The 9,948-nt window shown below is 59.4% G+C and carries 8 protein-coding genes; 2 read left to right on the forward strand and 6 right to left on the reverse strand.

Translation table 11 applies throughout. The features are described from left to right. Positions 1–553 precede the first annotated feature (553 nt). Positions 554–2,311, forward strand: a complete 1,758-nt coding sequence (locus E4P29_RS26140; protein WP_167735585.1) for a ribonuclease domain-containing protein — start codon at positions 554–556, stop codon at positions 2,309–2,311. A 920-nt stretch (positions 2,312–3,231) separates the two neighbouring features. Continuing rightward, positions 3,232–4,047: a hypothetical protein gene (locus tag E4P29_RS22800; RefSeq protein ID WP_135047292.1), complete on the forward strand. Its 816-nt coding sequence runs from the start codon at positions 3,232–3,234 to the stop codon at positions 4,045–4,047. Between the two features lie 163 nt (positions 4,048–4,210). On the opposite strand, the gene E4P29_RS22805 is transcribed toward E4P29_RS22800, so the two are convergent. From E4P29_RS22805 to E4P29_RS22835, 6 genes are all read right to left on the reverse strand, one after another. Further along, on the reverse strand, positions 4,211–4,927 hold the full coding sequence (locus E4P29_RS22805; protein WP_135047293.1) for a hypothetical protein: 717 nt from the start codon (positions 4,925–4,927) through the stop codon (positions 4,211–4,213). Positions 4,928–5,040: 113 nt separating this feature from the next. Continuing rightward, a complete protein-coding gene (locus tag E4P29_RS22810; RefSeq protein WP_135047294.1) occupies positions 5,041–5,709 on the reverse strand; it encodes a TetR/AcrR family transcriptional regulator in 669 nt (222 codons plus the stop codon). Next, positions 5,706–6,638: a DUF2637 domain-containing protein gene (locus E4P29_RS22815; RefSeq protein ID WP_135047295.1), complete on the reverse strand. Its 933-nt coding sequence runs from the start codon at positions 6,636–6,638 to the stop codon at positions 5,706–5,708. The genes E4P29_RS22810 and E4P29_RS22815 overlap by 4 nt, the downstream gene beginning before the upstream one ends. A 536-nt stretch (positions 6,639–7,174) precedes the next feature. Further along, positions 7,175–7,525 (reverse strand): hypothetical protein, encoded by a 351-nt coding sequence (locus E4P29_RS22825; RefSeq protein WP_135047296.1) that lies wholly within the window; start codon positions 7,523–7,525, stop codon positions 7,175–7,177. Continuing rightward, a complete protein-coding gene (locus E4P29_RS22830; RefSeq protein ID WP_135047297.1) occupies positions 7,525–8,313 on the reverse strand; it encodes an AAA family ATPase in 789 nt (262 codons plus the stop codon). The genes E4P29_RS22825 and E4P29_RS22830 overlap by 1 nt, the downstream gene beginning before the upstream one ends. Before the next feature lie 1,169 nt (positions 8,314–9,482). Next, positions 9,483–9,680: an excisionase family DNA-binding protein gene (locus E4P29_RS22835; RefSeq protein ID WP_032368532.1), complete on the reverse strand. Its 198-nt coding sequence runs from the start codon at positions 9,678–9,680 to the stop codon at positions 9,483–9,485. Positions 9,681–9,948 lie beyond the last annotated feature (268 nt).

The raw sequence follows: 9,948 nt of genomic DNA on the forward strand, positions 1-9,948 counted from the left end.
CGTGCAGCCGTCTTCTGAAACTGACAACCGATCCGTCCACCAGCCGCCGAACCGTGCCACAAACGTAGGCCGAACCTCACGGCCCATACGATCGGGACAGTGAAGGCGTCTCTTTGCGTTACAACGGTTTCCGTGGTGGCTTTTGGGCGCAGGTTCAGGTTGACGAACGGTCCCCGAGCGATTAGTCAATTCCCCCTCTCAAACGCGACTGAATGGTCTTCTTTGTGGCTGATGTGCTGCTTGTTTCCACTACGAATTGGCAAGGAGTGATTAAAGATGCTTAGAGCGGCCCGATCGGGAGCCGCACTTTCGGAGAAGGAAGCATCCCAATGACGATTTCTTACAGACCCCCGCCACCCCGGCGTCGAGCCCTGTCCACAAAACGGTCGTTCCTCATCGCCAGCACCGTCGCGCTGACGATGCTTACTGGCACCAGCGGGGCCATGGCGCAGCCCTCGACTACTCCAGCCACCCCAACACCGCCGATCTCCGAGACTTCGCAACCTGCGTCCGCCCCTGCGCCTTCCGAGCTTGCCCCAACCACCGCAGCTCCATGTGCACCATCAACAACCCCGACGACAACCGCACCATCAACGACCACCACCACTCCTACCGCCCCAACGACAACCACAACAGTGGCCCCGACCCCAGCATGCGACACTGTCCCCCTGTAGCGAGCTCGTCCTCTCCTACGCCAACGACCACTACGACACCGGCAGCAGACCCACCCTCCACGAACAAGAAGATCCCGTACACCGGGCTCCCGACCGAAAACCCCAACGACACCGTCGTTCCGGGAAAGATGCGCTCCGATCGTGAAGAATTGCCAGAAGGATTCACCAAGGAACAGGCCGACCAAGCCGAGATCTTCGAGGCTGAGCTGCTCAAGAAGAAGTCTATGCAGCGTGGAATGAACGCATTGGCTGCGCCGACCGACTGCATGCCCTACTGGCCGACGCAATTCCAGGTGTGCGGTGAGATTCGAGTCAAGTACGACTCCCTGGGCGGCTCGACCAGCTTCCTGGGACCACCCTCCGCGAATGATGTGGCGAATCCCGACAATTACGGTCGCCGACAGACATTCTGGAATGGCCCTATCTACTGGTCGCCCGCAACCGGTGCTCACCCCGTTGTCAACAGTTTCCTTAACCGGTGGGGCGTGCACCAATACGAGGCTGGACGGCTCAGATACCCCACCACCGACGAGATCGTGCTACCAGACGGCGGCCGTCGTCAGGAGTTCCAGCAGGGGGCAATCTACGTCGCCATCCAGAACGCAATCGGCTCTGCCATCTTCAACGGCCCACTACGCGACAAATACAACGCAGTCGGAGGGCTCACCCCAGGCAGCAGCTTCCTCGGCTACCCCACCGAAGACCAACGGGGCCTGCCAGACGGCCAAGGACAGATGGACCGCTTTCAAAAAGGCGTGATCTATTGGCATCCCCAGTATGGAGCACATCCAATATCAGGCGTTATACTTTCGGACTGGCAGATGGACGGTTTCGAGACCGGAAAGTGGGGATACCCAGTAAGTGATGAGGTCGATATACCATCAGGCCGTGCCCAGGACTTTCAACGCGGTCAAATCGACTACGGAATCCGAACCTCTGCTTCCGCGCCCGTAGCGAAGAACTTCTACGACTGCTACGTCGACCTTTACGGCCCAGCGACAAACACTCGTACAACCTGGATGAACAGCGTATTCTCCATCAGATGCGCCGACCCAAAACAGAGAGTATATGTCACGATCAAGATAATTTCCAAGAACGTTTCGGGTGCGGGGTCCGAAACAGTCAGAACCAAAGAGCAGGGAATTGACGGGTCATATCTAACCAATAATCAGTTTGGGGAGGTAAACAATAGTGCGTACTGCCAGAATTCCCAAACCTACAGAACGCGAGTAGATTTCACGGTCACCAACGCTGACGGTGGCACGCTCCAGGGTGCCATTCGATCCGCGAACTACGATGAATATGGTTGCCGATCGAAACCCGCCAACTGCCCCCAGATAGCGAGCCAAGCCGACTGTGAAGCCGCGACTACAGCGTTCCTTTACCCGGTCGCGAAAAATTGGGCGGCGTACCCAGGACTGGCGGGCGGCTCCATTTACAACAACTCCACTGGTGCCCTTCCTACTCCGATCGGGCAGTATCGCGAATACGATATCTACCCGCGTAGGTCCAATCCGGACGGTAGTACACCTGGTCAACGGATCGTCATCGACACAGGGGGCTATGGCACTAACTCGTGGTACTCGCCGGACCACTACGTCTCGTTCACCAACTTCAACGTCCCGAGGTTTCCCTGACCACAGATGAGCTGGTAGATCTCCATTCCAGCCATCAATAGAACCATCCGTCCATAATGGAGGGGTCGCAAAGTCACTGCCCCGGCACAGAAAGGCGACCATGAACCGTAGCCAACGATCGACCCCTCCATTTTGGGACCTGGTGAACTCGCTCGCTGCACCTCACACCGGAATTCTGCCAGCCGGTGATAGGTGGAGCGAAGACTGCTGTTTCAGGATCTATCCGGGCTTACCAAGCGTCCGCACAGCTGTAGCGGAGGCCGCTACAGCACCGGGTCAACCTGCCACCCACACCGTCCTTGTCCAAGGCCGCCGCGCACGCACGGTTGCCGAGCTGACGCGATCCTGGGGGGATGCTCTGGAATTCCCCAGCTATTACGGCCAGAATATGGACGCCTTCGATGAATGCTTCAGAGATCTTCTGGACATCGAAGAGGGAGGCCTGGGAAGCCGATTCGGATTCGGACGACCAGGACGAGACGTCAGTCGCGTAGTTCTGACAGTCATGGACGCAGATCAACTGCTGACCGACGACTCGCTGTTTGGGCTCGCTGGGCTTATGGGTCACCTGCAGCGGCTGTATGACGAAGTTCGCGAAAATGGCAGGGCGTCGGCAGACCTGCGCCTCGTACTGCACCCAAACCACAGCGACAACGTTCTGAGCACCTTGCACAGATTTACGTAAACAGCCCTGAGTGATTAGGGCTCTCGTGAACGGCGAAGGCTGCCTGCTCGCCGACAGATGCACGGACTGCGCTGCGCAGGATGCGGTAGTCGGTGCCTCAGAAACGACCGTTTCTGAGGCACCGCTGCGAAGACTCTCGACTGTGAAGTCGCTAGGACGAGGTCATCTTTCGTGTTGGTTGTCGACTGTTACGTTCTCGCGGTCGCAGCGCAGATCCCCGGTCTAAGATCGGTCTGTGCAAGCCGCCATTGCTTCTATGAATCTGCCCTCGGGTCCCGTCGTTCGTTTCTACAGCAGCCCCGAGAACTATCGGGACACGCCAGTGCGGACGGCTGATCCGAAGAAGCCGATCAAGTTTGCGGTGGGCTCGCCCGGTCGCCGATCAGGATTGTGGCGAATCTGGTCTCCGAAGAATACGGCCGATATCTACGTTCAGCCCCAATCAAACGAAAGCCTTGCGAAGGTTAGTCTTCATGAATCGGGAGATTGGCGCTGCCAGGTATTGTTCGAGAAGTTCGATAGTGCCGATCTTCGCTTGGTAAATTTGCCTGACGAGTCCAGTCGGATAATTGATCAATGGACGCAACACCCACCGTTCGCCGACGGGTGGACTGACGCCTTGACTGTCATGGTTCCGGGTGTCGACGTCGTAGATGTTCCGGGGGATGAAGTCAAAAAGATGCGGACCATTTATTGGACCGCTGAACCACCGTTGGGGGAGGCCGCGGAATTTCGCATTACCCTCATCGAAAAAGAGCATTCTGCACTGCTCTTCGACTGGCCCACGTCCAAGAGACTGAGCGTCATCGGAGCTTATCGTGTCGTGACCGGTGCCACTGTCGTGGTTACTCATCACCGCACCGAGCTGACGCACAAGGTCAGCCAAGCACTCACTCGCGTCCGGGCTGAGCAATACGCACGAGTCCCGTCTGATTTCTCGATCTCTGCTGAAACCGGCCCTAGAACTGTCGCCACGACGCATTTCGCTGACGGTTACCGGGTCTACTATGACCTGGCCCTCACTGGGCCACCGCACGCTACCTGGTCGTGAGTCGGTACTGAGCCCTCTCGCAGTTCCGTGAGCGTCAGGAATGCCCTGTGACCCTGCCGCCCAGGCCGTACGAGCCCGTCGCCACCAACGTCGGCTTGCTACTCCCTTGCCTCACGGATCGGCGCCCCTCGGAAACCTTCGTTTCTGGGGAATCAATCCCTACTCAGGCAGACGGTTCAATCGCTGCTCCAGTTACCGATCCAGGAGATTGTAAGAAGGTGGGGCCCGGCGTGATGCTCACGGTCGGCGCAGGTTCATCCTCGTCCCATCCGGGGATTCGCGCCGGAAACCAACGAACCACTAGCAAACGATTTCGTTGTTCATCGAGCGACACAGGCTGCAGGCATCTGTCAACGAAGCCATCAGGCACTTTCAGTTGCGGGCGCGGAAATTCGAATTTCCCAGAAGGCGATAAGAAGAACTCCAAATACTGGCTGCTGCGCCACATCACGTCGGGTAGTTCGAGCACAATCGACCGCCCTCCTCCCCTGTTCAGCGACCTTGTGTAGGGCTCCATCTGCGCCGGCGGCTTGGTCAGTAGAGTTTGAATTCTGACTGGACTGACAATGTCCTCAGGCGGCACCATTTCGATGTCGCTCACGCGGGCCGCCCCGCTGCCGGTTGCCTGCACGTGCATTCGCCCAGACTGATGGTATGAGAACTTTGCTGAGACTCGTGGCATGCTCTCCCAGTCCTCAGGGATCGCGAAGGTTTCAGTCGTAGACCCACCTTTGACGAGCTCGCCCCCGTAGTCCAAGACCGGCGTACCGCTGCCCCAGTACAAATCGAACGGTTCCTTGAACTGAAACCATGAAACATACCGAACTTCGTCAGTTTCGACGTTCTTGAAGAACAGTCGAATTTGCTTGAAGCTTCCCACATTGCTCCTTCCGCTCCCGAACATGGCCACGTGCACCGCTTCGTCCGTTGATAATGGCGCAGCCAATAGAGTTCGGCGTCATTGACGGTCGATGTAGCAGTAAGTCGCGTCCCTTAGTTTAGGGGCGTTTCCAGCGCTCGGCGCAGGCCTGCAGCTGGTGTCGTCCGCTCCCCCGTTTCGGCGTGAGCGTGAAGGTATTCGTCGGTGGCTGCTGCTCTGATGACTGTCTCGACGGTGTCCGCGAAGTGGTCCGCCAGGTCGGTCTGGCGGCTGCTTACAGGGGTCATCTCGGCGAAGATGCGGTTCCCGGCGAGGGCGGCGACAAGGAAGTTCGTGAACCGCTCTGCGGTGAACTCAGGTCGCAGGTACCCCGCTTGTTCGGCCCTCGCTGCATGGTCCCGGATTGCGGCCTCCCACACGTGGGACGGGCGCTGTAGCTCGGTTGATGGTGGGTCGAGCGCCAGTTTCATTTCGGCACGGCCTGGTCGTCCGGTGGCGACGGCTGCGATGTCATCGACGATTCCAGCGATGGCGTCGAAGGGATAAGTCTGTTCGCTGTGCCAACGCTCGACGATGGGCGTGTACACCGATCGCACGTCCTCCAGTACGGCTTCGGCAAGGGCGTCCTTGGATCGAAAGTGGAAGTAGAGAGCGCCTTTGGTGGATGTGGAGTTGGCGATAATGCTGTTGATCGACGCGCCGGCGTAGCCGCGGTCGGCGAACTCGTGTGCGGCGGCGGTGAGGACTGAGGCGCGGGTCTTGATGGCTCGTTGCTGTGTCATCGTGTCGCCTCGGCGTAGGCGACTGGAGCAGCACTATCGGGCTTGGCATGAGACGGCGGGGGGTCGTGCGGGTCTCCCTCGACCACCTCGTTTTGCTGGGTCGGGGTCTCCTGCGGGGTTGCTTTGGAGGCTGCGAATTTCTGTTGAAATTCGACCCATTTGTCGTATCGATCCGCAACGGTGCTGGGAACAACGCGCATTACATCAGCGGTTTTGTTGAACTTGCCCATTGCTGTTGGGTGATTTAGGTAGACGTCGGCGGTGTCCCAGACGACCTGGGGAAGGTCCCCTCGTTCGGCTATGTACGCCTCGAGCTGCTCGGCGTCAGTGGGTGGTAGGACAGGGCCATTTTGTGCCTCTGTGCCGCCGGTGGATGTAGTGGCTGACTGCTCGGCGGCGGGCGCGTCGGTGTCTGACGGTGTCGTTGGAGTACGGCGGTGACGCGGTGCGCTGATACCGATGGACATCATTTCGCACATGGTCATCACCATCAGGGGCGCAAGTGCTCCGAGTGCGGCGGCGACTCCGGCGTTGAGATCGGTGACGGTGAGGACAGCGTGGTAGGCGTTGCCTGCCATGCTTGCCCGCCCAGCGAGCGTGTAGACGGCGATGATGAAGCGCCGGCCGACGACCGTGGCCCTGTCGGTGTGTTGCGACAGCAAGACGCGGAAGATGCCGGCTACGAGGATCGGCCCGTCGAGGACTACGGGGATCACCCACGCGGAGTCACCCAGCCGTGCCATGGCCGCGAGGTCGTAGAGGGTGGAAAAGCTGAGCTTGAAGCTTGATGCGGTCACAGCGATGGCCACGATGAGGCCGATACCGAGTGCCCACTTGATGATGGCGGGGTGTATTTCGGCTGGCTGGCTGATGCTGTGAGGGTCGATGCCTGATGGTTCGGTGGGTTGGTCGGCGTTACGGTGGTTCATAGGTCACAGCTCCTTGAGTTGTCTGTGGCCGCCCGGCCCCGGTGGTGTGTCCGCACTACCCGGGGCCTCACGGGATGAGCAGGTCAGGGCATCCGCCGTCGGTATCCGCTAGGGGCCGCACTGACGCGACGACGAACTACAGTTCTGCATTTCGTGTTTCTATGTTTCGGGCGGCTATGAAGATCGGTACTTCTCCCGCAATCGACGCCGATGCGGCAATACGCAAGATCGTGACGACGAAGCGACGGCCCTTAATCGTGCGATTATCTGTGTGGTTGGACAGCGCAATGGCTGTCACTGTTGACGAGACAATTGCGCCCTCGAGCACGACTGAAATCCTCCACGCTTCGCCGGGACCTATTCCAGCCATCACCGCGAGATCACGTACACAGCGAAACTGAGCCAGAAGGACGCCCCGGCGATAGCTACTGTCAGCGCAACGGCTGTTGCGAGGGCCCATTGCGATATCGCTGGATGGAGCGCAACGACGTCTGACGGCTTCGTTGTCAACGGGGTTGCCGCGGAGTGTGATCGGCTCATCGGATTCTCGGTCCTCGTGCGAGGGGGCCCGTTCGTTGAGGGAACGGCGCACCGTCGTTGAATCTGTTGCGCAACAACTCCAAGTAGTCTTCGATTGCCGCGTTGACGAGGTCCGACGGGCCCCGTGGCGCGCCGGGCGTCGCGGACAGCGCTTCGGCTGCGTTGAGTAGATCGTCGACGGTGGACTGGTAGAGGTAGTACGAACGCTTCTGTTTTGCGTTGTCCGGTGACGGTTGCGCTACGGTCTCGGCCGACGAAACGGTGTCGGGTGGGTACTGCGTATGCTCCGGCGGATCGACTGGGCTCGACCCGGCGAGTGCGCTCTTCATCCGTTCGGGGCGGGCCATCAGGGGTGTCCGTTCGTGAGCAGCGCAAGAGTGTCGCGATAGATCGTCGACAGGCTGCGAGATTGTGTTGTCCCCCAGTCGACCAGGCTGGCTTGGGCCTCCATCGAGTCTTTAATGACAACCCGCTTGGGAACGGCGTCACCGAGGATGTTGATGCTCGCGGCGATCTCAATCAATTGTTCTCGACCGCTGATCGTCGCGATCTCGTGAAGGTTGACGATCGCACCGAGCATGTCGAGGTCCGGGTTGTAGCTGCGCTTGACTGCATCGATGGTGCGCAGCAATCGCGCGAGTCCATTGGCTGAGAACAGTGCGGACTGAGTCACGACGACGGCGGCGCGCGCTGCAACAAGGGCGTTGATAGTCAGCAGATCGAGGCTAGGTGGGCAATCGATGAGGATCACGTCGTGGACGCCTCGTACGACGGCGATTGCGTCACGCAGACGCCGTTCTCGGCCCGCGCCGGCAACGACCAATTGATCGCGGACATAGGCCAGGGACTCGTTTCCCGGCGACGTGGGTACCAGGTCTACGCCAGGCCAGATGGTGGGGACGACAGCATCGGCGATGGTCGCGTTCGACGACTCGGCGAGTACGTCGGCAACACCGACATCGTCGCTCTCTAGCTCGGTCCTGGTCAGGACCGTGCTGGCGTTGCCTTGCGGATCCACGTCGATAACGAGTGCTCGCTTCCCCGCTTGGGCAACAGCGTAGGCGAGGTGAAAGACAGTGGTCGTCTTGCCCACTCCGCCCTTCTGGTTGCAGAACGCAAAGATGTCAGCGGGCATCGTGGGTCTCACTTTCCATGGATGAATGGGACGAACTGGGGGTATGACGGGAATGGGATGTCATGCACGCCTTGGAACCGAGGGATGAGTCGTGCCCCGTAGAAATGTTGGATGTATTGCAGGTAAGGGGCTCGATTCGCGAGTCTGGTCCCAACGGTGACAGGCACGCCATAGTGGTATGAAAAGCGTTTACTACCAATGCATCCCGGGTGTGAGTGACATCCCTTGTGTGCATGGGAGGTGTGACCACCGCAGGACGTATGACATCCGTCGCCAGCGAGTCATCTGAGGCACTCTTTGCGGGTAATTCAGGTATGGGACTGCCGGGGAACGCCCCCGTACCGCTAGCGGGATCGGCCTGCACCAGCGGGCTGATGCGCTCGTGTCCAAGCAACCAAGTGTGTTGCCCTGGTTGCGTGTTCGAGGATTTTGCGTACACAACGGATACGAGCAAGAGTGCGGCAAGGACTGAAAAATCGAGGTCTGAATGACGGTTCGCCATGCCAGGAAACTCTGTAATGTCAGCATTGCAGATCGGTCGAGAACTCAACTGGTACCTCCATAGTGGTGACGTATGAAAGACAAGGGACTTCGTTCGTTCCCTCCGGACCCCCCATGGCCCCTGAGCCAATTTCCGCACCCACGTTGTCCGCTCCACGCCCGATAGCCCCGCGCCTCGATGGGCGCGCGGCTAATCGGTATCGCCACCCGTTCGATGATCAGTCGAGCTGGCGGTGCCTCGGGGCCGGTCTCCGAGGATTTACAAAGGGTGCACAGGCCGGCGGCAGGCTGGTTGTTCGTCGGGCTCTGCCAGAAAACGACGCTGCGACAGCGACTGCGGGCGGACGTCAACGGCACGGAGGACCCACGCAGGGGTACGGCGTACGCAGACAATCGCGTAAGCAGCTTGTACGCAGATGGATTCACCGAGACATGGGTAAATCCAGCCTCCACTCATCCGCGCTTCAAGTCGACAACATCTCGAAGCAGAACTAGGTCATGAGTGCAGCAAAACGCCTTGTGAGGCGCGTCAGGACCGATTAGTATCCGTGGGTGAAACTCCTTCCTGCAAGGTGGGGATTTCGAGGACGCCCTCGGCACCGGTGCTCGTAACACCGGAACTCGCCGGGGGCGTCTCTAGTTCGTACGGGTCTGCGGTGCGAGGCATGTCAGGCAACGCCCGAGCTGACGCGTGCCGCCTCCTCCAGTCCGACGATGTACTCGTCAATGGCCGTGTCGGGAATCAGCCGGCGCTTACCGACCTTGACACTGCGAATCTCACCGGCCGCAAGCTTGTTGAACAGGTTGGAGCGTCCGAGACCCGTCCGAGCCATCGCTTCCTGGACCGAATACAACCGTCGAGACATGGTGTTTCCTCTCCGCACTTTGTGTATCGACACCACAATCGCGCACCCGGTTGAGCCCCGTCCATGTGGTTCCACCACAAGGTATCAATTCAGTAGCGCTGCCACAACACATACGAAAAATCAGCTAGACTGCGTGCTTATGACACAGTCTTGGGCTGAACAACTAGTGGCCCGCGTCGCCGGCGAAGTTCGGCGGCTCCGAGGTAAGGAGCACTCGGCACTGTCAGCGGCGAAGCTTGCGGATCGCACCGTCGATATCGGATTCGGG

Origin of the sequence: Rhodococcus sp. 1R11 (assembly GCF_004563845.1) — a bacterium.
Lineage (GTDB): Bacteria > Actinomycetota > Actinomycetes > Mycobacteriales > Mycobacteriaceae > Rhodococcoides.

Bases quoted from the DNA above. Each gene is read 5' to 3' on its own strand.
- E4P29_RS26140 (WP_167735585.1), top strand. From the start codon at position 554: ATGTGCACCATCAACAACCCCGACGACAACCGCACCATCAACGACCAC.
- E4P29_RS22810 (WP_135047294.1), bottom strand. From the start codon at position 5,709: ATGACACAGCAACGAGCCATCAAGACCCGCGCCTCAGTCCTCACCGCC.
- E4P29_RS22815 (WP_135047295.1), bottom strand. From the start codon at position 6,638: ATGAACCACCGTAACGCCGACCAACCCACCGAACCATCAGGCATCGAC.
- E4P29_RS22825 (WP_135047296.1), bottom strand. From the start codon at position 7,525: ATGGCCCGCCCCGAACGGATGAAGAGCGCACTCGCCGGGTCGAGCCCA.
- E4P29_RS22830 (WP_135047297.1), bottom strand. From the start codon at position 8,313: ATGCCCGCTGACATCTTTGCGTTCTGCAACCAGAAGGGCGGAGTGGGC.
- E4P29_RS22835 (WP_032368532.1), bottom strand. From the start codon at position 9,680: ATGTCTCGACGGTTGTATTCGGTCCAGGAAGCGATGGCTCGGACGGGT.